This is a genomic window from Dyella sp., assembly GCF_051962475.1.
Taxonomy (GTDB): Bacteria; Pseudomonadota; Gammaproteobacteria; order Xanthomonadales; family Rhodanobacteraceae; genus Dyella_A.
Genome location: NZ_JBQCCF010000034.1, coordinates 53,975 through 78,776, shown reverse-complemented (window position 1 = coordinate 78,776; position 24,802 = coordinate 53,975). Strand labels below are relative to the sequence as shown.

Genomic DNA, 24,802 nt, shown 5'->3' with positions numbered 1-24,802 from the left:
CGCAGGCTCAGGCGTCTGCGCACGCCTCGGCGCGCTGCTGCAGCAGCGCTTGTTCGCGCCCGTTGCCGGCCAGCGCCGCTGCCTTCAGATAGGCTGCGCGGGCCTCGGTGCGGCGGCCGAGTTTTTCCAGCAGGTCGCCGTGCACCGCCGGGAGCAGGTGGTAGTTGGTCAGCGCCGGCGCCTCGCGCAGCGCTTCCACCAGCGGCAGCGCCGCGGCCGGGCCTTCGGCCATCGAGACAGCGACGGCGCGATTGAGCTCCACCACCGGGGAGGGCAGCACGTCGACCAGTTGGTCGTACAGGGCGGCGATGCGTTGCCAGTCGGTGGCCGATGCCTCGGGGGCGCGGGCGTGGCCGGCGGCGCTGGCCGCCTGCAGCGCGTAAGTGCCAGTGCTGCCGCCAAGTTTCTCGGCGCGCGCCAGCGACGTCAGGCCGCGCTGGATGGCCAGGTGATCCCAGCGCGCGCGATTCTGCTGGGCCAGGAGGATCGGGGTGCCGTCGGGCTCGACCCGCGCCGCGCCACGTGAGGCCTGGATCTCCAGCAGGGCCAGCAGGCCGTGCACTTCCGGCTCGTCGGCCAGTCGTGCCGCCAGCGTGCGCGCCAGCCGCAGCGCCTCTTCGCACAGCGTTGGGCGCATCAGGTCATCGCCGGCGCTTGCTGCGTAGCCCTCGTTGAAGATCAGGTAGATCACGGCCAGCACGGCGTCCAGCCGCTCGTGGCGCTCGTCGCCGCGGGGCACCTCGTAGGTGGGCTGCTTTTCGGCCAGCGTGCGTTTGGCGCGCACGATGCGCTGCGCCACGGTGGCTTCCGGCTGCAGGAAGGCGCGCGCGATCTCCGGCGTGGTCAGGCCGCCGAGCAGGCGCAGCGTGAGCGCGATCTGCCCCTCGCGGGGCAGCACGGGATGGCAGGCGGTGAAGATCAGCCGCAGCAGGTCGTCGCCGATGTCGTCGTCGAGCGCGTCGAGGTCGAGCATCACGTGGGGCTCATGCTCGGGATCCCCGCCCAGCAGCGCGTGCTTGCGCTCGGTGAGCTGGCGATGGCGCAGCTGGTCGATGGCGCGATGCTTGGCGGTGGTGGTGAGCCAGGCGCCCGGGTTGTCCGGGATGCCGCTGGTCGGCCAGCGCTCCAGCGCGGCCACCAGCGCGTCCTGCGCCAGCTCCTCGGCCAGGTCCAGGTCGCGCACGACACGCATGAGCGTACCAATCAGCTTGGGCGATTCCAGTCGCCAGACGGCGTCGATGCGGCGGTGCAGTTCGGCGGTATCCATACGGCCGATCACAGCACTGGCGGGGCTCATGGGCAAGCATGTCGTTGCCATCACCTCGGGCGTTCGGCCAGCTGCTCGCGCAGGCGGGCTTCGGATTCGCGCAGCTCGGGCGACATGACTTCGGCGAAATCGGCCTCCTCGTACAGCAGCCGGATCTCGATCTCGCACTCGCCCACGAACGGCGGCGGGCATCGGCGCGCCCATTCCAGCGCCTCGTCCATCGAGCGCACCTGCCACAGCCAGAAGCCGGCGATCAGCTCCTTGGTCTCGGCGAACGGCCCGTCGATCACCAGTTGCCTGCCGCCGGCGAAGCGAATGCGCTTGCCCTCGCGGCTGGGCTTGAGTCCTTCGCCGGCCAGCATCACGCCGGCCTGCACCAGCTCTTCGTTGAAGCGGTTCATCGCCTCCATGATCTCGGCGTTCGGCATCGCCTGGGTCTCGCTTTCGGACTCATCGGTGGCCCGCACCATCACCATGCATCGCATCGTCGTCGCTCCATCGCCGGCACGGGCCGGCGTTCATCGGGACGACGGATGGCGCAGGCGCGGATCGACAAGCCGCCACGACGGAGCCCTAGCGTGCCGGCTGCATGACCAGCGTGTGGCTTGCCGGGCCGGGCAGGAACGGGGTCGGGCGACCCTTCACCCAATCCTCGTGGCCGGCGCCGAAGAACGGCGAGGCCGGGTTGTCGCTCTGTCCGCCGGGCATGTGGAAGATGCCCTGGCTTTCGTGACTGGGCGACACGTCCAGCCGCTCGGAGGCGCCGAAACCGGGCGCGGCCACGCGGGGCAGGTTGCCGTCGCCGGGCAGCGGCTCGTCCGGCATGTCGATGAAGCGCGCCAGCCAGCCGGGCAGGGCCCGCGCCAGCGGGTGGTTCACCGCCGCGCGGTTGCGCTCGCCCCAGGTGCGCGCGGCCAGGCCGCCGGGCTGCTTGCCCAGTTCGCCGACCACCTGCTTCGCCGCATCGACGAGCAGAGCGTGCCAGTCGGGGTAGGCAGGATCGAGCAGGTGTGCCGGCTGCCGGTGGACCAGGGCCCAGACGGCCGCTTCCGGGTCGCCCAGCCCGGGCCAGGTGAAGTCGGCGAAGCGCGCCTGCACGCGCGCGGCGAACGGCGCCAGCACGGCGGCGTGCACGCGCTCGCGGAAGGCGCGCACCAGGCGGTAGTCCACGCTGTCCACCGCGGCGCGGCCGCGCCAGTTGCCGGTGAGGTCGCGCAGCTGTACCAGCTGGGGATCGGTGCTGCCGGCCAGGGTCTGCTGCAGCAACTGCTGCCAGCGGGTGAGCAGCACGGCACGGTTGTCGAGCTGGATATCGAGCAGGTCGGCCGGGGAGAAGCGCGCGCGCATGCGCAGGTCGTCGCGGATGGTCTGCGCGCGAGCGCCCAGATCGTGTCCGCCGTTGCCCAGCAGGGCCAGGGCGGCGACATCGACGGTGCGGCTGTTGGCCGTCCACAGTCGGCCGTCGGCCGGGTTCTCGATGCGCGGGTACTGCGCCGCGCTGGCCCAGCCTACCCAGCCGGTATCCGGGCGCGACCAGTCGGCCGGTACCAGCGGATCGATGCCCCGACGCAACGGGATGCTGTTGCTGGCGATGGTCCAGCCGATATGCCCGGCGCTGTCGGCGACGAGCAGGTTCTGCGCCGGCATACCCAGCGTGGGCGCGAGGTCGAGCGCGTGCCCCATGTCGGGCGCGCGTTCGAGCTGCATCAGGGCGAGGTTGTAGCCGCGCGGCCGGTCGCCGGTCCACGCGAGCGCCAGCGGCGTGCCGTCGGTGTCGGAGGCGAGGATCGGTCCCCAGCGCGTGTCCTGCACCGTCATCACGTGATCGGGCGCGCCCTTCACATGGATCGTTTCGCGGTGCGCGGCGATGTCTTCCCAACCCTCGGGCGTGCGGTAGCGGCTGGCGTTCGCGGGATCGCGCTGCACGCGCACCCAGTCTTCCCAGTCGCCGTAGCTGTTGGTGAAGCCCCACGCGACCTGGCCGTTGGAGCCGACCACCAGCGCCGGCGTGCCGGGCAGGGTGACGCCGCTGGCGTCGCGCATGCCGTTGGGCGCGCTGGTATCGGGATAGCGCAGGCGCGCGCGGAACCACAGGTTCGGCACGCGCAGGCTCAGGTGCATGTCGTTGGCCAGCAGCGCCGCGCCGTTGCCGGTGAGCGCACCGGCAACGGCGAAGCTGTTGCTGCCGGGGCGCGCGTCATCCAGCGCCGGGGCCAGCACGTCGGCGAGGTCGTGTTCTTTCGCCGTCGCCTGGTGGCGCAGGTCGAAGGTGGCGGCGTCCGGCACCACCGGTTGTCGCGACAGCGTGCCGGTGAGCGGCGCCTCCCAATCCGGGTCGGGTGCGAGCAGGAAATCCACCACCGCGCGCGGCAGGGCGGCGCGCATCTGGGCGATGCGCAGCTCGCGCGTGTTGCCGCCGTCGCTGTTGAGGTCCAGGTACATCGCGGCGATCACCAGCAGGCTGTCCTCCGACCGCCACGGCTGCGGCCGCGTACCGAGCAGGAAGTACTCCCACGGCCGCACGGCCAGATCGCCCAGCCCGGCATTCACGCCATCGCGGTAACGATCGAGCGTGCGGCGCTGATCGGCCGGCAGTTGCGCGTAGGCCTGCTCGACTACCGCGCGCAGGCGCAGGCGGCGATGTGCGATGTCGGTCGGCAGTGCGGCCTTGCCGACCAGCGCAGACAGCTCGCCGGCGGGCAGCCGGCGCATCAGGTCCATGGAAAAGTAGCGTTCCTGCGCGTGCACATAGCCCAGCGCATAGCTGAGGTCGTCGCGGGTCTTGCCTTCGAGCGTGGCCGTGCCCAGCGCATCGCGTTGGATGCTCACCGGGGCGCTCAATCCGCGCGCGGCGACCTCGCCATCCAGTGCGGCACGACTACGCGCCAGCAGCACCCACGCACCGATGCCGGCGGCGAGCACCAGCAGCACGAGGGCCGCGAGCAGGCGGCGCGCCCAGCGCCATACGGTCTCGCGCGTCATGAATCGCCGAACACCGCGAAGATGCCCGCGTACGGCTTGAGCATGAACGAGGGCGCGCCGCTGTAGCCTTCGCCGTCCACGTAGAACTGCGAAATGCTGCCGTCCAGATACAGCGCGTCATGGCAGCCCAGGCCGTCGCGGAACAGTCGCGCAAAGGTGTGGAAGTTCACCGGTGTCTCGCTCACCGCAAACACCACACGCGTGGGCGAAGTCGCGCACACGCCGCTGCGCCACTTCATGCTGGAAGAGTCGTCGACGAACTGCGCGTTGAGCTGGCCGTCGATCACCAGCATCGGGCCGGACTGCGTGGCCAGTGCCGTGGCCTTGCCCTCGGCCTTGAACGCCTCGGTGGTACGCACGGCGGCGTGGCCGTCCGCATACACCGCGAACACCCCGTTGGGCTGCAGCGAAAAGTTGCCGGCCGCCGGGTTGCCGCGGGCGCGGTTCAGCGGCACCAGCGTGCGCCCACCTTCCACGTACAGGCCCAGCGGAGCGTCCTTGTGATCGTAGATGCCGGCGTTGGCGGCGAACAGCAGGCGCTTGCCGTGGCGTGTGCCCCATTGCTGCAGGGCGTCGATGCTGCCGTAGGCCTGGCCATCGTCGGGGTTGCGCCAGTGCAGGCTGAGGCTCTGCCGGGTCAGGTCGATGCTGACCACGTGGAAGCGCTGGCCATCGAACTCGCGCTCCTCACTGTCCAGCGCGCGCGCGCGCTGCGTGCAACCGACCAGCAGGGCGAGCAACAGCGCAGAGCCGATCAGCGGGCGCCAGCGGGGAAACGTCAGAACCGGTGCGGGTGATCCAGGCATTCTCCGATGGTCGCCGGGCGATACGGGTTGGCGCAAGGGCGCCGGCGGTGACGGTTCAGCCGGCGCGCCCGGCGGCGCTACACTGTGCGCTTTGCCAGCCTCCGCCATGCCTTACTGCCCCATCGTCGCCACGCTCGGCTATGTGCTTTCGCCCGATCGCCGCCGAGTGCTGATGATCCACCGCAACGCGCGTCCCGACGACCAGCATCTGGGCAAGTACAACGGCCTGGGCGGCAAGATGGAACCGGGCGAGGACGCCGCCGCCTGCATGCGCCGCGAGATCCGCGAAGAGGCCGGCATCGAGTGCACCTCCATGCAGCTGCGCGGCACCCTCAACTGGCCCGGCTTCGGCAAGCAGGGCGAGGACTGGCTCGGCTTCATCTTCATCGTCGACGCCTTCGAGGGCACGCCGCTGCAGACCAATCCGGAAGGCACGCTGGAGTGGATCGAACGCGATCGGCTGATGGACCTGCCGATGTGGGAAGGCGATCGCCACTTCCTGCCGCTGGTGTTCGACGAGGATCCGCGCCCGTTCCACGGCGTGATGCCGTACAAGGACGGTCGCATGCAGTCGTGGTCGTTTTCCCGCCTGTGAGCGGTGAAGACCGGTACATCCGCATCGTTGCCGCGGTCATCCGTGATGCGGCCGGTCGCGTGCTGCTGGTGCGCAAGCGCGGCGCGACGGTGTTCCAGCAACCGGGCGGCAAACGCGATCCGCATGATGCCGACGACCTCGCCACGCTGGCGCGCGAGCTGCAGGAGGAGCTCGGGGTGACGCTGGTGCCCGGCTCCGCCCGCCATCTCTGGCGCGCCAGCGCGCCGGCGGCGAACGAACCCGGGCATACGGTCGAAGGCGAGGTTTACGCGGTGGAGGTGGCCGGCGACATTCGCGCCCAGGCCGAGATCGAGGAACTGCGCTGGATCGATCCGGCCGCACCTGACGTCCCGGTAGCGACCCTGAGCGCGCGGCATATCCTGCCCATGCTCTGAAGTGCTCCGGCGACGGCGCGCGTTTTCACGCCACCGCAGCAGGCCATGCGTTGGGATCGGGTGCTCTTCATGCCGAGGACCATGCCATGCCCCAGCAAACCCGCACGCCTCTTCCCGTGCTTGTTGTGGGAGCCGGTCCGACCGGCCTCGTGCTCGCCTTGAGCCTGGCGCGACGCGGCGTGGCGCTACGCATCGTGGATGCAGCCGACGGGCCCGGCGAACACTCGCGAGCGATGGTGGTGCAGGCGCGCACGCTGGAGTTCTATCGCCAGCTCGGTTTGGCCAGGCAGGTGGTCGCGGCCGGGGTGAAGGTGGAGACGGCGCACCTGCGTGAGGCGCGCGGCGAGCTTGCATCCGAGGAGGTGCTGAGGATTTCGTTCGGCGATCTGGGCCAGGGACAGAGCCCTTATCCGTTCCTGCTGGCTTATCCGCAGGACGATCACGAGCGCTGGCTGGTCGAGCAACTGAGACAGCTCGGTGTGATGGTGGAATGGCAGGTGCGGCTGGAGGATTTTCGCCAGTCCGGGACGGGCGTGTCAGGCACCCTCGCGCACGCCGACGGGCGCAGGGAGGATGTGCGCGCGGACTATCTCTGCGGCTGCGATGGCGTCCACAGTGTGGTGCGGCAGAAGCTCGCGCTCGATTTCGCCGGAGGCACCTACCGGCAGCTCTACTACGTGGCCGACGTCACCATCGATGGCGGGTTCGATCGTGACCTGTACTTCAATCTCGGCGAGCAGACGCTGGCGCTGATGCTGCCGGTGCGTTCGCGCGGGGTGCAGCGGCTGATCGGGCTGGTGCCACCTGAGGTCGCCCCGCTCGACAATGACGACCCGGACGACACGTCGCGCATTACCTTCGAGGACATCCGCGCCAAGGTCGAGCGGTTGGTCGGCGTGACGGTCACCGGCGTCAACTGGTTCTCCACCTATCGGGTACATCACCGGGTGGCCAGTCACTTCGGCCGGGGGCGCGCATTCGTGTTGGGGGACGCGGCCCACGTCCACAGTCCGGCAGGTGCGCAGGGCATGAACACCGGCATCGGTGACGCGATCAATCTGGCATGGAAGCTGGCCCAGGTGCTCGACGGACGGGCCGATGCCAGCCTGCTCGCCAGCTACGAAAGCGAGCGCATCGCGTTCGCGCGACAACTGGTGGCAACCACGGATGCGGCCTTCAAGCGGGTGGTAGCCAGCGGCACCGCCGGCGCGCTGGCGCGCCGCCTGCTGCTGCCGCTGGCGATGAAACTGGGGACGCGCTGGGGGTTCGGCCGCCACGTCTTGTTCCGCACTCTGTCGCAGATCGGCATCCACTACGGTGACAGTCCGCTCAGCGAGGGACGGGCTGGTCACGTTGCCGGTGGTGATCGCCTGCCATGGCTGGAGCCTGCCGAAAGCGCCGGCGAAGACAACTTCGCGCCGCTGGCTTCACTTGACTGGCAGCTGCATGTCTATGGCCTCGCCGACGTCGCACTGGCGTCGGCATGCGAATCGATGCGGCTGCCGCTGCACGTGTTTGCCTGGAGCGAGGCAGCCGATCGCGCCGGCCTGGCCCGCGATGCGGCATACCTGATCCGGCCGGACGGCCATGTGGCGCTCGCGGCCGGGGGCACGACGAACGCGGAATCGGTGCGCGCCTATGCGCAGGCGCGCAAGTTGCGCTTCGCCGGCTGAGCGCACCGGGGTTGGCATCCGGCCGATGCTCCTCCTCCGGATTCAAACGCGTAGGCCGCTCAGCGCCCGAAGCGGCGTCCGTCGTGGTCGAAATGCCCCTGGCCGGCGCCGATCGAGATGCTCACGCCGCCGGTCGGGTGGTCGCAGTCGCCGAAGGCCTTGGAGAGGTTGACCGTGCCGGTCTGGTAGTTGCCGCTGACATGGTTGCCTGCGACCACACCCATGCCGACGCTGCCGTGCACCTGGGTTCTGTTGTAGGTGGCGTCGTCGCAGGTGTCGGCCGGCGGCTCGTTGGCGGCGATCGCCGAGTCGGTGGTGCCGCTGGTGTCGCCGTAGTACACGCCTGGCGCGGTGCTTGCCGTGGCGGGTTTGGCCGCGCTGCTGCTCGCGGCGGGAGTGGCGCTGGGTGGGAGCTTGAGGTTGAGTGGCTGGCCCGCACTCTGCGCTGCGGCAGAGGTGGCCAGCGCGCTGGCGAAGAGGAGGCCGAGGGTTCGATGGATAGTCATGTGCGCTCCGCGGGTGATGCCGTGTCAACGCGTGGGGACGCAGCACGTGCACAGCCATGCTTTGGGTGCCGCGGTGGCGGGAAGTTCCTGCCGGCGCCACGACGCCGTCGATCCATGCAACCCAATGTAGGAGCCCGCTCGCGGGCGATGCCTTTGCCTTGATGCGACATCAGAGCCAAGAGCATCGCCCGCGAGCGGGCTCCTACAGGGCGCGGCGGGCTCAGCCGGTGGTTCCGATCCGCTCCACGCGGCGCAGGCCGCGCGGCAGCACGCCGCCGCGGGTGGCGCGGTTGCCGCCGTACTCGACCAGGTCGGCCCATTTCAGCGTGAGCTTGCGCTGGCCGGCATACATCGTGACCTCGCCCTTGCCTTCGGCCACCACGGCCACGCCCACCACGCGCTCACCTTCCGTCATCTGCTTCTTCGGGATCTCGATCAGCTTGTTGCCCTTGCCCTTGTCGAGCTCCGGCAGTTCGGCGACCGAGAACATCAGCAGGTGGCCCTCGGAGGTGACCACCACAATGCGGTCGCGCGACGGATCGGCGCTGACCTGCGGCGCCAGCACCTTGGCACCGTCGCTGAGGCTGATGATCTGCTTGCCAGCCTTGTTGCGGCCGGTGAGCGCCTCGAAGCGAGTCACAAAGCCGTAGCCGAAGTCGGTGGCGAGGATCAACCGTGTGTCGTTGTCGCCGGCGGCGAGCGCGTCGAAGCTGGCGCCCGCCGGCGGGGTGAAGCGGCCGGTCAGCGGCTCACCGTTGCCGCGCGCCGAGGGCAGGGTGTGGGCCGCGGTGGAATAGCTGCGGCCGGTGGAGTCGATCACCGCGATCTGCTGCGTGGTGCGCGCCTTCACCGCCGCGAGCAGGCCGTCGCCCTCGCGATAGTTCAGCCCCTCGGCGTCCACGTCGTGGCCCTTGCCGGCTCGGATCCAGCCCTTCTGGCTCAGCACCACGGTGACCGGTTCGCTGGCGACCAGTGCACTCTCGTCCAGCGCCTGCGCCACTTCGCGCTGTACCAGCGGCGAGCGGCGGTTGTCGCCGTACTTGGCCGCGTCGGCGCGCAGCTCTTCCTTGATCAGGCCCTTGAGCTTGGCCGGCGACTTCAGCAGCACGTTGATGCGCGCACGCTCCTCTTCGAGCTGGTTCGCCTCGGCGGTGATCTTCATTTCCTCGAGCCGGGCCAGCTGGCGCAGCTTGGTTTCGAGGATGTAGTCGGTCTGCTCTTCGCTGAGCCGGAAGCGGCTCATCAGCACCGGCTTGGGTTCGTCCTCGGTGCGGACGATGCGGATCACCTCGTCCAGGTTGAGATAGGCGATGCGCAGGCCTTCCAACAGATGCAGGCGGCGCTCGACCTTGCCCAGACGGTGCTCCAGGCGGCGGGTGACCGTGGCGGTGCGGAAGCTAAGCCATTCGGTGAGGATCTTCTTCAGATCCTTCACCTGCGGCCGGCCGTCCATGCCGATCATGTTGAGGTTGACGCGGAAGCTCTTCTCCAGATCGGTGGTGGCGAAGAGATGCTGCATCATCTCGTCGGTGTCCACGCGATTGGAGCGCGGCACGATCACCAGCCGGATCGGGTTCTCGTGATCGGACTCGTCGCGCAGGTCCTCGATCATCGGTAGCTTCTTGGCACGCATCTGCGCGGCGATCTGCTCGAGGATCTTCGACGGGCTGACCTGGTGCGGCAGCGCGGTGATCACCACGTTGCCGTCTTCCACGCCGTACACCGCGCGGGCGCGCAGCGAGCCGTTGCCGGTGGTGTAGATGGCCAGCAGCTCCTTGCGCGGGGTGATGATCTCCGCCTCGGTCGGGTAATCCGGGCCGAGCACGTGCTCGCACAGGTCCGCGACGCTGGCCTCCGGATCGTCCAGCAGGCGGATGCAGGCGCTCACCACTTCGCGCAGGTTGTGCGGGGGGATGTCGGTGGCCATACCCACGGCGATGCCCATCGAGCCGTTGAGCAGCACGTGCGGCACGCGCGCGGGCAGCCAGCTGGGTTCGTCCATGGTGCCGTCGAAGTTCGGCACCCAGTCCACCGTGCCGTGGCCGAGCTCGCCCAGCAGCGCCTCGGCGATCGGGCTGAGCTTGGATTCGGTGTAGCGCATGGCCGCGAAGCTCTTGGGGTCGTCCGGCGAGCCGAAGTTGCCCTGGCCGTCCACCAGCGGGTAGCGGTAGGAGAACGGCTGCGCCATCAGCACCATCGCTTCGTAGCAGGAGCTGTCGCCGTGCGGGTGGAACTTGCCGATCACGTCGCCGATGGTGCGCGCCGATTTCTTCGGCTTGGCGGTGGCCGCCAGGCCCAGCTCGCTCATCGCGTAGATGATGCGTCGCTGCACGGGCTTGAGGCCGTCGCCGACGAAGGGCAGGGCGCGGTCCAGCACCACGTACATGGAGTAGTCAAGGTACGCGCGCTCGGCGTATTCCTTGAGCGGGATCTGTTCGTAATTGGCTTGCAGGTTCATTTTTCGATCAATCGATAAGCGCGCCGGCGGCGCGGACAGCCGGTCGATGGTGCCAGAACGGGCCAGGGGGTGACAGCTTGCGCCAGGCACTGTGCCGTGCTGCCGTCGCACAGATTGCGCCGACGGTGCTGGCCCCTGGCCGGGGCGCTCGGTATCGTGCCGGTTTTGCCACTCGCGCCGCGCTCCATGCCGTCATCCCGCCTGCTCGGCCCCGCCGATCCCGCCCCGTTCACCGTGCATCGCGCCGATGGCACCTCGCCGTTCCTGCTCACCTGCGACCACGCCGGCCGCGCAGTGCCCGCCGCGCTGGGCGATCTCGGCGTGCCGGCGCCGGAGTGGGATCGCCACATCGCCTGGGACATCGGTGCGGCCGGCCTGGCGCGGGTGATGGCCGAGACGCTGGACGCGTGGCTGATCTGCCAGACCTATTCGCGGCTGGTGATCGATTGCAACCGACCGCTGGATGCCCCTGGCTCCATCGTCACGGTGAGCGAGCGCACCGCCGTGCCGGGCAATCGTGATCTGTTGCCCGACGCCGTGGCGGCCCGGCGCGAGGAGATCTTCCAGCCCTACCACCAGCGCACGGTGGCCGAGCTGGACCGGCGCGCCGGCGCCGGCCGGCCGACGATCCTGGTCACCGTGCACAGCTTCACGCCGGTGTTCATGAATGACGCCCGCGCGTGGGAGCTGGGCGTGCTGTACCAGCGCGACGCGCGGCTGGCGCATCCGCTGCTGGAGGTGATACGCGCCGATGGCTGGTGCGTGGGCGACAACCAGCCCTACGCGGTGAGCGATGCCACCGACTACGCCATCCCCGTCTACGGCGAGCAGCGCGGCCTGCCGCACGTAGAGCTGGAGGTACGCCAGGACCTCATCGCCGACGCCGATGGTCAGCGCGTGTGGGGCGAGCGCATGGCGCACTGGCTGCTGCGCGCCGCCCAGCGCTCCGCACTGCTCCCCCTGCCGTTGTAGTTGTAGGAGCCCGCTTGCGGGCGATGCGTTGGCTCTGATGCCGCGTTGAAGCCAAAAGCATCGCCCGCGAGCGGGCTCCTACAGAGCCACGCGCGTGGGGCGGGTCGTTACGGGGCCGGAACGCGGGCGCTGCTGATGCCGAGTTTCTGCAGTTGCGCCTGGACGCTGTCGGGGCCTGCCAGGTGCGCGGCGCCCACCGCGATGAACACCGTGCCGGGCGTATCGAGCATGGCCTTGATGCGGCCCGCCCAGAGGGCGTTGCGCTGCACCAGCAGGCGCTGATAGAGGGCCGGCGTCTCGCGCTTCATCAGGTCGTTTTCCAGCCGGGCGATACCCGCATCGTCGCCGGCCTGCCATGCATCCAGCAGCGCCTGCAGTTCGATGCTGGCGTGGTCGGCCTCACGCACGGTCTGGCGCAGCATGTCCAGCTGCATCGCGGTCGGCATGTCGGCGAGGAAGCGGATCTGCTGCTCGGCCGTTTCCAGCGCGCGCACCGGCTTGCCCGCCTTGCTCATCATGTCGCGCAACTGCCGGTCGACGCCGCGTGCCGGGTCCAGTCCGGCCTTGGTCAGCGGCGCCAGCGTCAGCGTCAGGGTGGCCAGCCAGGGGCGCATCACGTTGAGCGCGGCAGTGCTCGGCAGGCCGGCCTTGCGCGCGGCCAGTTCCAGACGGTGGAAGTCGCCGGAAGAGAGCAGGGTGGACAGCGGATGCGCCGCATCGATGCCCAGGCGCAGCACCAGCGCGGTCATGTTGGCGGGGTTGTCGTCGGTGATCTCCACCACCAGCGCGTCGCTCTGCGCCAGGGCGTGGTCGAGTGCGTCGTAGTGCCAGTCGGCATCTTTCGGTAGCAGGTGGATGGTGCCGAACAGGTACAGCGTGGTGTCGGCATCCTTCACCACCCACAGCGCCGGCTTGGCGAGGGCCGGGGTAGGCAGCAGCGCAAGCGCGAGCGCAGCCAGCAGGGCGAGGACGGCGTGTCTCACAGCGGGCGCAATTGCTCGTCCAGCGAGCGGGTCTGCGCGGTCACCTCGTCGCCGGTGTGGCGCGTGCTGCGGCGCTCGACTAGCAGCAGGTGGCACTCCTCGTCCGCCACCGGGTGGTGGCGCACGCCTTTCGGGACCACGCACATCTGGCCGGCGCCCAGTTGCACGGCACCGTCTTCCAGTTCGATGCGCAACGAGCCGTGCAGTACGTAGAACAGCTCGTCTTCCTCGGCGTGGCTGTGCCCGGTGAGCGAGCCGTGCACCTTGGCCACCTTCACCAGCGTGTCGTCCACCGCGGCGAGCACGCGCGGTGACCAGAGTTCGTTGAGCCGCGTGGCGGCGTCGGTGGGGGTCAGTACCGGGATCATGCCGCGACGGTAGGGCGCCGCGCGGCGGCGATCAAGGTCGTGGACTCACGCCGCGGCGGGCGTGCCGGCGTGGCGCTCGCGCTTGGCGGCAAGCAGTTGCGCATCGGCGCGGTCGAACGCCTCCATGATCGGCTCGCCATCGCCCACCCCCACCACACCGAAGCTGGCCGAGAGCGGACGGGACATGCCTGCCACAGTGAGCCCAGCCAGCGCCTGGGCCAGCCGCGTCGCGGTGGCCTGTGCCCGGTCCAGCGCCAGCCCCGGCAGCAGTACCATGAACCCGTCGCCGCCGAAGCGACCCACCAGATCCGACTGGCGCAGCTGCATGCGCAGCGTGCGCACCAGGCCCACCAGTACCTGGTCGCCTGCGGCGTGGCCGAAGTGATCGTTGACCTGCTTGAACTCGTCGATGTCCAGCACGATCAGCGACACCGGCAGGCCCTGGCCGTGCGCATCGACCAGCTCGCGCGCGGCGCATTCGAAGAAGTACGCCTTGGTCGCCACGCCGGTCAGCCCGTCGCTGAGCGCCAGCTCGCCAAGCTGCCGGTTCTGGGCGATCAGCGCAGGCACGCCGAGGCCGAAGCAGGCGCTGGCGGCAATCACGCAGATGGCGAACTGGTACACCAGCGCCTGGCCGAGCAGTCCCAGCGCCGCGACCATCACGGCCACTGCGGTGCCGAACAGCGCGATGCTGGCCGCACTGCGCAGCGGGCTCTCGGTATGCACGATCCACATCTGCGGCAGGATCAGGAAGAACAGCGCAAAGGCCGCCTCATGCCCGTCGGAGCGCGCGCTCAGCAGCAGCACGCCCAGCACCAGCGTCACGCTCAGGGCGAGCTTGCCCACGTAGGCGCCACGCCCGCGCGTCTGCGGCTGGAACGACAGCCCGCCCAGCCAGGCCTCGATCGAGGGATAGCGCAGGCTCAGCAGCCCGATGAACAGCGGGGTGAATACCAGCACGCCAGCCATGTCGCCGATCCACCACGGCAGCCACAGGCCCGGTGTCGCGGCCGGGTCAAGCATCTCGGCCAACGCGAGCGCGCGCACACCGAGCAACGCGGCAGCCAGCGCGGCGAGCGATCCGATCGCCAGAAACGCCATCACCACGGCCGGCGCGGTGGGCGTGGCGCGGCGGCGGATCAACCGTCGCAGCAGCAGGGCGCCGGTGCCGTAGGCCAGGCAGTGCGCGCCGGCGAACAGCGCGCCGGCGCCGAGCAGGTAGGCCGGCGGCGTGCCGGTGAGGTACAGGCGGTCGATCCACAGCGTGCCCGCCATGGCGCACGGCACCAGTACCGGCAGCGCACGCCAGCCCATCGCCAGCAGCGCAGCGAAGGTGAGGCCCGCCGACGGGAACCACAGGCTGGCGTGGGGTGCGTACTGCATGAGGCCGGCTACCCACCACAGCGCCAGCCACGCCACCGCCAGCACCAGATAACGGTAGGCCACGCTGCGCTGCGCACCCCTTTGCGCCCACTGGCGCAGGCGTTCGAAGTCGTTTGTCATCATCACGATCCCCCCATGCAAGCACCGCCTCGCAGGGTCCCCCGACCCCCACGAGCAGTATGCCGATCAGCCGACCCGTTCAGCAAAATCGCCGCGTCGACGGCGGCTGCCCGGGCTGGTCCGGATCACCTGGCCTCGACCCCATCGAGGAACTTCACCAGCCCGGCGAAGTAGGTCTGCTGGTCGTCGTACATCGACATGTGGCTGCCCTTGGAACACAGCAGCAACTGGCCCCGGGGCAGCTTCTTCGCCATCTGCGCCATGTAATCGGGATCCATGGTGTCGTACCTGCCGGCAATCACCAGCGTCGGCACGGTGATGGTGTGCAGGTCCTTGCTGCGGTCCCAGTGCTCCAGCACGCCGCTGGCACCCAGCTCGCTGGGGCCCTGCATCAGCGTGTAGATGTGGCTGTTGACGTGACCGAACGCGCGCGTCACCGGCTCGGGCCACTGCGCCTGCGGCATGCGCAGCACGTGCTTTTCGTAGTGCATGGTGGTGAGGATCTGCATGTAGCGTGGATCGTCGGTGCGGTGCTCGGCCTCCATCGCCTTCACCTCGGCCAGTTGCTTGGGATCCATCGCCGGTTCGAGCACCTGCTTGGCGTACTCGTTGTACTGCGGGATCGAGTCGACCATGTTGGAGATCACCAGGCACTTCAGGTGCTGCTGATACTTCAGCGCGTACTCCATCGCCAGGATGCCGCCCCAGGAGTGGCCGAGCAGGCAGAAGTTGTTCTTGTCCAGGTGCAGCGCCTGGCGTACCTGCTCGACTTCCTCGACGAAGCGGTCGGTGGTCCACAGCGCGTCGGTGCCGGGGCCCTTGGGCTGGTCCGAATAGGCCGAGCCGAGCTGGTCGTAGTAGATGTATTCGATACCGGCGGCGGGCAGGTAGCTGTCGAACGCCTCGAAGTATTCGTGCGTCATGCCCGGCCCGCCGTGCAGCAGCAGCACGGCCAGCTTCGGGTTGTTGCCCACGCGCTTGGTCCACACCCGGAATTTTCCCAGCGGGGTGGTGATCGGAATCATCTTCACGCCGCCGGAGAGCACGTCGTCGTGCCCGGCGTGGCTGTAATAGCTGGCCGGCGGCGCGGACTGCGCGGCGGCGGCGAATGGCAGCACGAGGGCGGCCAGCAGTGCGGCAAGCTTGTTCATGACGTTTCTCCCCGGGAAAGCGTCATGACTATCCCGCCGGCCGCCGCCGTCGGCAAGTCAGACCAAGGTCCTCCCCTCAGCGCGGCGCGCGGTAGCCGCCCGGCACGCCGTGCTGGCTCAGCACCAGCTGCCACAGCTGGTCGCGCCGGCTGCGGAACACGGCGGCCGACACGCCCAGGTAGAAATGCCACATGCGGCGGAAGCGCTCGTCGTAGCGCGCCGAGAGCTCCGGCCAGGCGCGGTCGAAGTTGTCGCGCCAGGCCATCAGCGTGCGGTCATAGTCGGCGCCGAAGTTGTGCCAGTCCTCCACCACGAACAGGCCTTCCAGCGCGGTGGTGACCTGGCTGGCGGCGGGGATCATCGAGTTGGGAAAGATGTACTTCTCAATCCAGGGGTCCGGTTGCGCCGGCGCACCGTTGCTGCCGATGCTGTGCAACACCGAGAGGCCGTCGTCCCGGAGGCAGCGCCTCACCGTCTCGAAGTAGTTGCGGTAGTTGCGCCCGCCGACATGCTCGAACATGCCGATGGAGTAGATCGCGTCGAACGGCTCGTCGAGCTCGCGGTAGTCCTGCACGCGGATCTCGATCGGCAGCCCCTGGCACAGCTCGCTGGCGAACGCGGCCTGCTCGGTGGACACGGTGATGCCCACGCCTTCCACGCCGTAACGCTCGGCCGCGAACTTCAGCGCCTCGCCCCAGCCGCAGCCGATGTCCAGCACGCGCTGGCCGGGCCGAAGCCCGAGCTTGCGGCAGACCAGGTCGAGCTTGGCCTCCTGCGCGTCGTCCAGGTTGTCCGCCTGCGCCCAGTAGCCGCACGAGTAGACCAATCGCTTGCCAAGCATGGCGCGGAACAGGTCGTTGCCCAGGTTGTAGTGGGTTTCGGCGACCTCGAAGGCGTGCTCGCCGCGCTGCCGGTTGAGGAAGCGGGCCTTGAGGTGGGCAAGCAAGGTGTCGAGCGTGCGCAGTTCCTGGTCTAGGTGCGAGGAGAGGATGCGGGTGAACATCCCGGGCAGGTCGTCGGCGTCCCACCAGCCGTCCATGTAGGCCTCGCCCAGGCCCAGCGAGCCGTGCGAGAACACGCGGGCGTACAGGCGCTCGTCGTGTACGCGCAGGTCGCAGGGGCGATCGCCGTTGATCTCGATACCGGCCAGGGACAGCAGCTGTTCGGCCTTGCGTCGCAGCGAATCCGAATGCATCGGCGCCTCCTACGCGTTGCGGGTACGGTGGGCCGGCGGCCGGCGAGACGTGGCGCTGCGGACGCGACCCGAGCGGCGATCGTACAACTGCCCCACGGTCGCCAGCATCGGCCAGGCCGCGTCGGTCGCGCGTCAACGCCGGGCTAGGGCGCCTCGACCACCCCAAACTCCGCCGGGAAGCGTGCCCAGAACAGCGGCGCCTTCTCCTCCTTCACCAGCGCCACCAGGGTGTCGGCGGTGGCCGCGTCGACGATGAACTCCACCAGCACGCATTGCTCCCCGGCCAGCTCGAAGAAATGCGCGGCATTGATCTGCCCGTGGCGGCCGAAGCCGGCGATGGTCTTGAACGCCGAGCCGCCGTGGACGTGGTGTTTCTTGGCCGCTTCCAGCAGCCATTCGTACAGCAACACGCCGTGGTGCTTCTGGTTCTCGTGCATGTAGAAACGCAGCGAATAGCCGTTCATGCGAATGCTCCGAAAGGTGGTGGCAGGCGCCTCAGCGGGCGGCGGTGAGGGCGCGGACCAGGCCGATGCCGGCCAGCGTCATCGCCAGCGTGCCGATCACGTGGACGCTGACGATCGCCAGCATCCACGCGTACTGCTGGCGCAGCATCAGCGTCACCGTCTCGGCCGAAAAGGTGGAGAACGTGGTGAGCCCGCCCAGGAAGCCGGTGGTGAAGAAAAGCCGCGCGGCCGGCGAGAGCGCGTCGAACTGGCTGAAGACGCCCATCGCCAGCCCCATCAGCAGGCCGCCAAGCAGGTTGGCGCCCAGCGTGCCCAGCGGCAACGTGGGGAACAGCGGGTTGAGCCAGAAGCCGAGCATCCAGCGAAGCACCGCGCCCAAGAAGGCGCCGCAGCCGACAGCAAACAAAGAGGTGAGATCCATGCGCATCCGGATTCCAGCGATCGTGGTGCGGGCGCGGTGGGCATCGTCAGGCGGCGCCTGAAAAAATGCCCGGCCGCCCCGCGAAGGGTTCAACCAGGCATCATCAGCCTTGCGGCGGTTCGGGGAGGCATGCCATCTCCCATTGGTCGAGCGATCGTAGCAAATGCGGCCCGCGGCCGGTCAACTGTGCCGCGCTGGCGATATGCTGGCGCGCCCGCCCGCCGACTATCTGAAGCGCCTCATGACTTCCGCCGCCCCCTCCGTTCCGCGCAGCCTGCCATGGCTGCTGGCGGGGCTGTCGATGATCGGTCCGTTCTCCATCGACGCGGTGTTTCCGGCGTTTCCGTTGATCGGTGGCCACTTTGCGGTGGATGACACGGCGCTGCAGCAGCTGATCAGCGTCTACCTGCTCACCTACGGTGGGATGAGCCTGTTCCATGGCGCCATTTCCGATGCGATCGGGCGCAAGCCGGTGATCATCGTCGGCATGCTGGTGTACGCGCTGGCCTCCGCGGGCGCGGCGATGTCCACTTCGTTCGCCATGCTGCTGGGCTGCCGTGCGCTGCAGGGTGCCTGCGCCGGTGCGGGCCTGGTGGTGGGGCGCGCGATCGTACGCGATTCGTTGCAGGGCGCCGCGGCGCAGAAGCTGATGTCGCGCGTGATGATGATCTTCGGCGTGGCGCCCGTGATCGCGCCGATGGTCGGCGCGCAGCTGCTGTGGCTGGATGGCTGGCACGGCATCTTCTGGCTGCTCACCGCGTTCACCGTGTTGATGGCGGTGGCGCTGGTGGCGCTGCTGCGCGAGACCCACCCGCCTGAGAGCCGCACGCCGTTCGTGCCGCGCGAGCTGGTGGCGACCTATCTCTCGTTCGGTCGCGACCGGCCGTTCGTGCCGTTGCTGATTTCCAGCACGATCAACTTCTGCGGGCTGTTCCTGTTCATCGCCTCGGCGCCGCGCATCGTGCGCGAGTTGCTGCATCTATCGGCGCAGGGCTTCCCCTGGCTGTTCCTGCCGGTGGTGGCGGGGCTGGTATTTGGCGCGTGGTTGTCCGGACGATTGGCCGAGCGGCACAGCGTGACCTTCACCGTCAACCTCGGTTACGCCTCGATGGGCTCGGCCTGCCTGCTGCACCTGCTGGGCGGTCTGCTGGCGCCCGAAGGCGTGCTGCCCTGGTCGGTGCTGCCGCTGGTGCTGCACGGCATCGGCGTGCAGCTGGCCTTTCCGACCCTGACGCTGCTGCTGCTGGACCGTTTCCCGCAGCGCCGTGGTGGCGCCTCCTCGGTGCAGGCCTTCGTCAGCCTGCTGCTCAATGCCGGCGTGGCCGGTGTGCTGTCGCCGCTGCTGTCCTCCAGCCTGCTGCCGCTGGCGGTAGGCAGCAGCGTGCTCACTAGCATCGGCTGGTTGGCCTGGCGCTGGTATCAGCGGCGGTTGCGCGAGACGCCGCCCGCGCCGCCGCCACGCGACGTGGAGCTGCAGGCACAGATCGCCGAACCGCGCTGAGCCCCCATTGGCCGCACTGTCCGCGGACAGTGCGGGTTCCGTGACTTCCTCCAGGCGGCGCCCGGGTGGCGAACGCCTAGCCTCTGCGCTGGCTTCTATCCCTACGCAACACCATGACCTTTTACGTTCGCCGTCGCTTGCCGACTTCGCTCCGTTCGCGTGCCCTCCTGGCGCTTGCCCTCCTGGCTTTCGCCGGACCGGCGCTGGCCGTGCACATCGATGGCCACCTTGATCCGGCCGAATGGCGCGGCGCCAAGCACATCACCGATTTCCGCAAGGTGCAGCCGCTCAATGGTGACCCGGCGAGCCTGCCTACTGAAGCCTGGGTGTTGTCCACGCCCAAGGGCCTGGCGATCGCCTTCCGCTGCACCCAGCCGCCCGGCGTGCCGCGCACGCGGCAGCGCATTCGCCGCGACGAGCAGGCGCAGGTCGACCGGGTCAACCTGATGATCGATTTCAACGGCGACGGTCGAACTGGCTATGACTTCACCGTCACGCTGAGCAACGACATCGACGATGCGGTGATCACCAGCGAGACGACGTTCAACACCGACTGGGACGGCAACTGGAAGCACGCCGTGAGCGAGGATGCCCAGGGCTGGACCGTGGAGATGCTCATCCCCTGGTACATCGCACCGATGCAGGCCGCCGACGGCGACGCACGCACCGTGGGGATCTACCTGGACCGCGTGATCGGCTCGACCGGTGAACGCGATGCCTGGCCGGTGGCGAGCTTCACTCGTGCACGCTTCGTATCGGACTTCACCCCGGTGACGCTGCCGGCCTACAACCAGCCGCTGCTGGCGGTGACGCCCTACGTGGTGGGCGTACGTGACCAGGTACGCGGCCGCAACCAGGGCAAGGCCGGCGCGGATATCTTCTGGAAGCCGAACGGGCAGACTCAGCTCACCGCCACCATCAATCCGGACTTCGGCCAGGTGGAGAGCGACGACCTGGTGGTGAACTTCGGTGCGGAAGAGACCTTCTTCACCGACAAGCGGCCGTTCTTTACCGAGAACCAGGGCATCTTCGATTTCAGCCTGCTGATCGACAACAGCCAGCTGATCTACACCCGGCGTGTCGGCGGCCCGGCGGACGACGGCAGCGGCGCGGCCGATGTCGAGGGTGCGGTGAAGCTCAACGGCAGCGTCGGCACCACTCAGTACGGCGTGATGGCGGCGCAGGAAAGTGGCGATGCCGGGCGCAGTTTCGGCGCGCTGCGACTGGAGCACGATTTCGGCGCGCAGGCGCTGGGCCTGCTCGCCACGCATGTGGAGCGGCCGTTCCTTGATCGCGATGCCAATGTGCTGGGAATCGACCATCGCTGGCAGCCGAACGACAAGCTCACCGTCACCAGCAACGTGGTCGGCAGCCGCATCGACCAGCGCGGACAACTGGTGACCGGCGTGGGCGCCACCAGCGTGGTCGAGTACGAGATGAACGAGCGTTGGACCCAGCAGTGGCTGGCCATGCATTTCGACGACAAGCTCGACGTCAACGACTTCGGCTACCTGCCGCGCAACAGTCTCAACTACCTGCACTGGGAAGTGCAGCGTCGCTACGCCAACCTGCCGGCCGATTCGAAGTACGCCTCGCACCGCTGGCGCGTTCGCCTCATCGGCATGGACAACGACCGCGGTGTGAAGCTGCAGCGGCAATTGCGCCTGATCCGTTCCAGCCAGCTGCGCGATGGCGGCGAGGAAGACATCCAGCTCAATCTCAACACGCCGGCCTACGACGACCTGCTGACCCGCGGCCACGGTGTGTTGCGTATTCCCGCGATCCACCTTCTCGACTGGACGCGCACCAGTCCGCGTAAGGGTGACTGGGCGTGGAAGAGTGAGATCACCGCCTCCGGCAGCGATCGCGTGGGCATGCGCCGGATCGGCTACGAAGTGCTGTTTGAGCCGACGTATTTCTTCAGCGATGCGCTGAGCGTGTTCGGTGGTCCGGACTACCGCTATCGGCCGGACTGGCTGGTGTGGCAGCACGACAACCTGATCGGCAGCTTCGATAGCCACTCGATCCTGCTGGACGCCGGCGTGAACTGGAACATCAGTGGACGCCAGGAGCTGCGGGTGAAGCTGCAGGCGTTGGGGCTGGACGCGCGCCTGCGCGGCGCCTATCGGGTGAGCCCGGACGCGCGCGCCGTGCGCACCAACGCCCCGGTCAACGATTTCAGCGTGCGCAACCTGGGCTTCCAGATACGCTATCGCTATGAGCTGGCGCCGCTGTCGGATCTCTACGTGGTCTACGCCCGCGGCGGCTACCTGCTGGATCCGCGCTACACGGAGGCCGGTTCACAGTTCGCCCAGAGCTTCGACCTGCGCGACAGCGAGCAGCTGCTGGTCAAGCTGTCGTACCGCTTCGAGCTCTGAGCTCCACGGGGAGCTGCCGGTCGAGCAGGAACTGGCGGGCGTTCTCCGCGTCCTGCTCGAACCAGGCGCGGGTCGAGCCGAGCCGGAACGAATACCCCCAGGCGTCCATGTCGGCCATCAGGCGATCGCGTCCGACGCCGGGCAGCGCGTCGGCGAGCACGATCTGCAGGTAGCAGGTGGCGTCCTCTTCCTCGATCGAGTCGGTGGCGTCGGTGTGCACTGCGGCGCGGCGTTCCGACGGCAGCACGATCAGGTGGCAGGCCTCGTGCAACAAAGAATGCACCGGGGTGTCGCCCCGAGCGTAAACGGTCGTGCCTATGATGCCGGCCTCCTCGTCGCCCCAGAAGCTGCCGGGGATCGGCTCGCCGTCCGCAACGCGCTCGAGCCGCAGGTCGAAACGCGCAAGCAGCGCCGCGGCTGGCGTGTCGCCCAGCTCGGCCAGGCGCAGCACGGCGTCGACACTGGGCGCATGGACGGGAGCAGTGGGATGCATGACTGTCAGCTATTCAGCCGCACGCGATGCGGCTGACGATGGTGCGGCGCGCGGCTCAGGCCGCGCCGGGCTTGCCGTCGGGCAGGGCGACCGACAGCTCCAGTACCTCGTGGCCGCTGTCGTGCTCGAGGTTGATCGAGATCGCCTCGATGTCCACCTGCACGTATTTCTTGATCACTTCCAGGAGCTCGTTGCGCATCATAGGCAGGTAGTCCGGCGCGCCGCGGGTGGAGCGCTCCTGCGCCACGATGATGCGCAGGCGCTCCTTGGCGACGTTGGCGCTGGCTTCGGGCTTGCGCTTGAGGAAATCGAGGATACCCATGCCGATCAGCTCCCGAACACGCGCTGGAAGAAGCCCTTCTTGGTCACTTCGGTAAAGCGCAGCGGCTTGTCTTCGCCCAGGATGCGGGCCACGGTGTCGCTGTAGGCCTGGCCGGCCATCGAGTTCTCATCGAGGATCACCGGCACACCGGCATTGGAGGCGGCCAGCACGTTCTCCGACTCGGGAATCACGCCGACCACGCTGATGCCGAGGATTTCCTCGACGTCCTTCACGCTGAGCATCTCGCCGGCGGCAACCCGGCCGGGGTTGTAGCGGGTGAGCAGCAGGTGCTGGGTGATCGCGCCCTCGCCGCGCTCGGCACGGCGGGTCTTGCTGGCCAGCAGGCCGAGGATGCGGTCCGAATCGCGCACCGAGGACACTTCCGGGTTGACCACCACCACGGCGTGGTCGGCGAAGTACATCGCCAGGTGTGCGCCCTTCTCGATACCGGCGGGGGAGTCGCACACGACGTAGTCGAAGCCCTCGTCGGACAGGCCCTGCAGCACCTTTTCCACGCCTTCCTGGGTCAGCGCATCCTTGTCGCGGGTCTGGCTGGCCGCGAGCACGTAGAGGTTCTCGTAGCGCTTGTCCTTGATCAGCGACTGCTTCAGCGTGGCCTCGCCGTGCACCACGTTGACGAAGTCGTACACCACGCGGCGCTCGCAACCCATGATCAGGTCGAGGTTGCGCAGGCCGACGTCGAAGTCGATCACCGCGACTTTCTTGCCGGCGATGGCCAGGCCGGTGGCCAGCGAGGCGCTGGTGGTGGTCTTGCCGACGCCGCCTTTGCCGGACGTGACAACGATGATCTGTGCACTCAAGGGTTCATCTCCCGGGTATTCGTTATTTGTTCTAATGGATCGACCGGCCCGGAGGGTTCAGAGCCGGGCGATCATCAATTTTTCACCATCGAGCCAGCATTGCACAGACTGGCCCTCCAGATCCTTGGGGATCTGTTCAAACACGCGGTAGTGGCCGGCGATGGCCACCAGCTCGGCGCGGAAGTCGGACACGTAGATGCGTGCCTTCTCGTCGCCCTGGGCGCCGGCCATGGCGCGACCGCGCAGGCCGCCGTAGATGTGGATGTTGCCGTCGGCGATCACTTCGGCGCCATTGGCGATGGCGCCGGTCACGATGAGGTCGCGATCACGCGCGTAGACCTGCTGGCCCGAACGCACTGCACCATCGTGGTGTTGTGCGCCGAGCGCGGGACCGGCCGATGCCGACGGAGCAGCGTGGATCGGCTCGCGTGCTGGCACCGCCGAAGTCGGTGCCGGCGGGGCCGCCGCGATCGGCGCGGCGGCGCTGCCGCCCTCCGACTCGTACGCAGCGCGGAACTTGGCGATCAGCGGCAGGCCCATGCGCTTGGCCAGCGCCTCGGTCTCGCTGGTGCCGTAGGCCAGGCCCACCGGCAGCATGCCGGCGGTGCGCACGGCTTCGAGCAGGGCATCGACGATGCCGTCGTCGGGCAGGTCGAGCAGATGGCTGAGGTCCAGCACCACGGCGGCGCGGGAAAACAATTGGGGGGCGGCGCGCACGCGGCGTTCCAGCTCGTCGCACAGCGCCGCGGCGTCGGGGCGGCGCACGCGCACGCAGGCGATGCCGACCTGGCCAAAACGGAGGTCGCAGGCGTCGGAGGTATCCATCTTGGCATTCATGGGTGGGGTTCGTTCGGTGGGGTCAGGCGCTCGGCCAACCAGGGTTCGGCGGGCAGGCGGCCATGTTCGAGGTAGGTGTCGCGCACGTAGCCGTAGCTCGGCAGGTCCTTGGCCAGCAGGCTGACCTGCGGACCGGCATCGCCCATGCGCTGCTGGCCGACTTCCTGAAAGCCGTAGGTGCCGTGGAACAGCACCACCACGTCGTCGCGCGGCTCCAGGAAAACCTCACACGCGAGCAGCGGCACGCGCACTTCGGCGTAGCTGGTGACGTCGCAATAGAAGATGCGGCCCAAACCGTGGCGGCGGAACGCGTTGGCGATCACGATGCGGTCGATGTAGAGGAACTGCGGATAGTGCTCGCAGAACCAGCGGTAGTTGGGGCTGTCGTAGTCGCGCCCCTCGCGCATGGCGATCAGGAACCCGGCGAGCTCGCCGTCGATCTCGGCGACGCGGAAATAGTCCGCATGCTCGTAGAAAAAACGCAGCTGGGCCGCGTCGATGGCGAGGATGGAGCGGCCGGCGGCATTGTTGAGTGCCAGTACGGCATCCAGGTCGTGCTCGCGCACGTCGCGGATGGCAAGGGCCATTCGTTGCTCCGCTTGGGTGTCGAAGAGAGTGTCTTGCCCGCGCGGGGCGGGCAGGGCAGCGCATTATGCCACGCGGGCGCCGCCCCCACACCCGCGAGGGGCGATGTAAAACCGGTGTAAAGCG

The 24,802-nt window shown here is 68.6% G+C and carries 24 protein-coding genes and 1 riboswitch; of the genes, 6 read left to right on the top strand and 18 right to left on the bottom strand.

The window, feature by feature from the left end:
- Window positions 1-7: 7 nt before the first annotated feature.
- The 4 genes from ACTHJF_RS07840 to ACTHJF_RS07825 form a co-directional block, all read right to left on the bottom strand.
- Window positions 8-1,267, bottom strand: coding sequence for an RNA polymerase sigma factor (locus tag ACTHJF_RS07840; protein ID WP_440266678.1), 1,260 nt, complete (start codon window positions 1,265-1,267; stop codon window positions 8-10).
- Window positions 1,268-1,317: 50 nt separating this feature from the next.
- Window positions 1,318-1,752, bottom strand: a complete 435-nt coding sequence (locus ACTHJF_RS07835; RefSeq protein ID WP_440266631.1) for a YciI family protein — start codon at window positions 1,750-1,752, stop codon at window positions 1,318-1,320.
- Window positions 1,753-1,840: 88 nt separating this feature from the next.
- The gene (locus ACTHJF_RS07830) at window positions 1,841-4,249 is read right to left on the bottom strand and encodes a penicillin acylase family protein (protein WP_440266630.1); all 2,409 of its coding nucleotides are present in this window, start codon (window positions 4,247-4,249) and stop codon (window positions 1,841-1,843) included.
- Complete coding sequence (locus ACTHJF_RS07825) at window positions 4,246-5,055, bottom strand: phosphodiester glycosidase family protein (protein ID WP_440266629.1); 810 nt, start codon at window positions 5,053-5,055, stop codon at window positions 4,246-4,248. Before ACTHJF_RS07825 ends, ACTHJF_RS07830 begins: the two co-directional genes overlap by 4 nt.
- 106 nt (window positions 5,056-5,161) lie before the next feature.
- Here ACTHJF_RS07825 and ACTHJF_RS07820 point away from each other — a divergent pair, with 106 nt between their 5' ends.
- From ACTHJF_RS07820 to ACTHJF_RS07810, 3 genes are read left to right on the top strand one after another with little or no spacing between them, the layout of a single operon-like run.
- Window positions 5,162-5,650 carry an NUDIX hydrolase gene (locus ACTHJF_RS07820; protein ID WP_440266628.1) on the top strand — a complete coding sequence of 163 codons (489 nt, stop codon included), beginning with the start codon at window positions 5,162-5,164 and terminating at the stop codon, window positions 5,648-5,650.
- Entirely contained in the window at window positions 5,629-6,045 is a 417-nt protein-coding gene (locus ACTHJF_RS07815; protein WP_440266627.1) for an NUDIX hydrolase, read from the top strand. Before ACTHJF_RS07820 ends, ACTHJF_RS07815 begins: the two co-directional genes overlap by 22 nt.
- Window positions 6,046-6,095: 50 nt before the next feature.
- The gene (locus ACTHJF_RS07810) at window positions 6,096-7,718 is read left to right on the top strand and encodes an FAD-dependent monooxygenase (RefSeq protein WP_440266626.1); all 1,623 of its coding nucleotides are present in this window, start codon (window positions 6,096-6,098) and stop codon (window positions 7,716-7,718) included.
- A 59-nt stretch (window positions 7,719-7,777) separates the two neighbouring features.
- On the opposite strand, the gene ACTHJF_RS07805 is transcribed toward ACTHJF_RS07810, so the two are convergent.
- Entirely contained in the window at window positions 7,778-8,224 is a 447-nt protein-coding gene (locus tag ACTHJF_RS07805; protein WP_440266625.1) for a hypothetical protein, read from the bottom strand.
- A 220-nt stretch (window positions 8,225-8,444) separates the two neighbouring features.
- The gene (parC, locus tag ACTHJF_RS07800) at window positions 8,445-10,682 is read right to left on the bottom strand and encodes a DNA topoisomerase IV subunit A (protein ID WP_440266624.1); all 2,238 of its coding nucleotides are present in this window, start codon (window positions 10,680-10,682) and stop codon (window positions 8,445-8,447) included.
- A gap of 186 nt (window positions 10,683-10,868) precedes the next feature.
- Between parC and ACTHJF_RS07795 the strand changes: the two genes are divergently transcribed.
- Window positions 10,869-11,654, top strand: a complete 786-nt coding sequence (locus ACTHJF_RS07795; protein ID WP_440266623.1) for an N-formylglutamate amidohydrolase — start codon at window positions 10,869-10,871, stop codon at window positions 11,652-11,654.
- A 107-nt stretch (window positions 11,655-11,761) separates the two neighbouring features.
- On the opposite strand, the gene ACTHJF_RS07790 is transcribed toward ACTHJF_RS07795, so the two are convergent.
- From ACTHJF_RS07790 to crcB, 7 genes are all read right to left on the bottom strand, one after another.
- Window positions 11,762-12,637, bottom strand: coding sequence for a TraB/GumN family protein (locus tag ACTHJF_RS07790; protein WP_440266622.1), 876 nt, complete (start codon window positions 12,635-12,637; stop codon window positions 11,762-11,764).
- Window positions 12,634-13,005, bottom strand: coding sequence for a cupin domain-containing protein (locus tag ACTHJF_RS07785; protein WP_440266621.1), 372 nt, complete (start codon window positions 13,003-13,005; stop codon window positions 12,634-12,636). The genes ACTHJF_RS07790 and ACTHJF_RS07785 overlap by 4 nt, the downstream gene beginning before the upstream one ends.
- Before the next feature lie 45 nt (window positions 13,006-13,050).
- The gene (locus ACTHJF_RS07780; RefSeq protein ID WP_440266620.1) at window positions 13,051-14,508 is read right to left on the bottom strand and encodes a diguanylate cyclase; all 1,458 of its coding nucleotides are present in this window, start codon (window positions 14,506-14,508) and stop codon (window positions 13,051-13,053) included.
- A 125-nt stretch (window positions 14,509-14,633) separates the two neighbouring features.
- Entirely contained in the window at window positions 14,634-15,659 is a 1,026-nt protein-coding gene (locus ACTHJF_RS07775) for a proline iminopeptidase-family hydrolase (protein ID WP_440266619.1), read from the bottom strand.
- A 76-nt stretch (window positions 15,660-15,735) separates the two neighbouring features.
- Window positions 15,736-16,854 carry a cyclopropane fatty acyl phospholipid synthase gene (gene cfa / locus ACTHJF_RS07770; RefSeq protein ID WP_440266618.1) on the bottom strand — a complete coding sequence of 373 codons (1,119 nt, stop codon included), beginning with the start codon at window positions 16,852-16,854 and terminating at the stop codon, window positions 15,736-15,738.
- Window positions 16,855-16,997: 143 nt separating this feature from the next.
- Window positions 16,998-17,318, bottom strand: coding sequence for a DUF190 domain-containing protein (locus tag ACTHJF_RS07765; RefSeq protein ID WP_440266617.1), 321 nt, complete (start codon window positions 17,316-17,318; stop codon window positions 16,998-17,000).
- Window positions 17,319-17,349: 31 nt separating this feature from the next.
- The gene (crcB, locus tag ACTHJF_RS07760) at window positions 17,350-17,739 is read right to left on the bottom strand and encodes a fluoride efflux transporter CrcB (RefSeq protein WP_431633895.1); all 390 of its coding nucleotides are present in this window, start codon (window positions 17,737-17,739) and stop codon (window positions 17,350-17,352) included.
- Window positions 17,740-17,826: 87 nt separating this feature from the next.
- Window positions 17,827-17,888: riboswitch (Fluoride riboswitch) on the bottom strand.
- Window positions 17,889-17,980: 92 nt separating this feature from the next.
- On the opposite strand from crcB, the gene ACTHJF_RS07755 reads away from it, so the two are divergent.
- The gene (locus ACTHJF_RS07755; RefSeq protein WP_440266616.1) at window positions 17,981-19,240 is read left to right on the top strand and encodes a multidrug effflux MFS transporter; all 1,260 of its coding nucleotides are present in this window, start codon (window positions 17,981-17,983) and stop codon (window positions 19,238-19,240) included.
- Between the two features lie 113 nt (window positions 19,241-19,353).
- On the top strand, window positions 19,354-21,618 hold the full coding sequence (locus ACTHJF_RS07750; protein WP_440266615.1) for a DUF5916 domain-containing protein: 2,265 nt from the start codon (window positions 19,354-19,356) through the stop codon (window positions 21,616-21,618).
- Here ACTHJF_RS07750 and ACTHJF_RS07745 read toward each other — a convergent pair.
- Genes ACTHJF_RS07745 through ACTHJF_RS07725 form a run of 5 tightly spaced genes read right to left on the bottom strand, consistent with a single transcriptional unit; the run spans window position 21,590 to window position 24,678 of the window.
- Complete coding sequence (locus tag ACTHJF_RS07745; protein ID WP_440266614.1) at window positions 21,590-22,111, bottom strand: hypothetical protein; 522 nt, start codon at window positions 22,109-22,111, stop codon at window positions 21,590-21,592. The two genes, ACTHJF_RS07750 and ACTHJF_RS07745, sit on opposite strands and share 29 nt — an antisense overlap.
- Before the next feature lie 55 nt (window positions 22,112-22,166).
- Window positions 22,167-22,433 carry a cell division topological specificity factor MinE gene (gene minE / locus ACTHJF_RS07740; RefSeq protein ID WP_431633890.1) on the bottom strand — a complete coding sequence of 89 codons (267 nt, stop codon included), beginning with the start codon at window positions 22,431-22,433 and terminating at the stop codon, window positions 22,167-22,169.
- Window positions 22,434-22,438: 5 nt separating this feature from the next.
- Window positions 22,439-23,254 (bottom strand): septum site-determining protein MinD, encoded by an 816-nt coding sequence (gene minD, locus ACTHJF_RS07735; protein WP_431633889.1) that lies wholly within the window; start codon window positions 23,252-23,254, stop codon window positions 22,439-22,441.
- A gap of 57 nt (window positions 23,255-23,311) precedes the next feature.
- On the bottom strand, window positions 23,312-24,091 hold the full coding sequence (gene minC / locus ACTHJF_RS07730; RefSeq protein ID WP_440266613.1) for a septum site-determining protein MinC: 780 nt from the start codon (window positions 24,089-24,091) through the stop codon (window positions 23,312-23,314).
- Window positions 24,088-24,678, bottom strand: coding sequence for a GNAT family N-acetyltransferase (locus tag ACTHJF_RS07725; RefSeq protein ID WP_440266612.1), 591 nt, complete (start codon window positions 24,676-24,678; stop codon window positions 24,088-24,090). Before ACTHJF_RS07725 ends, minC begins: the two co-directional genes overlap by 4 nt.
- Window positions 24,679-24,802: the final 124 nt, after the last annotated feature.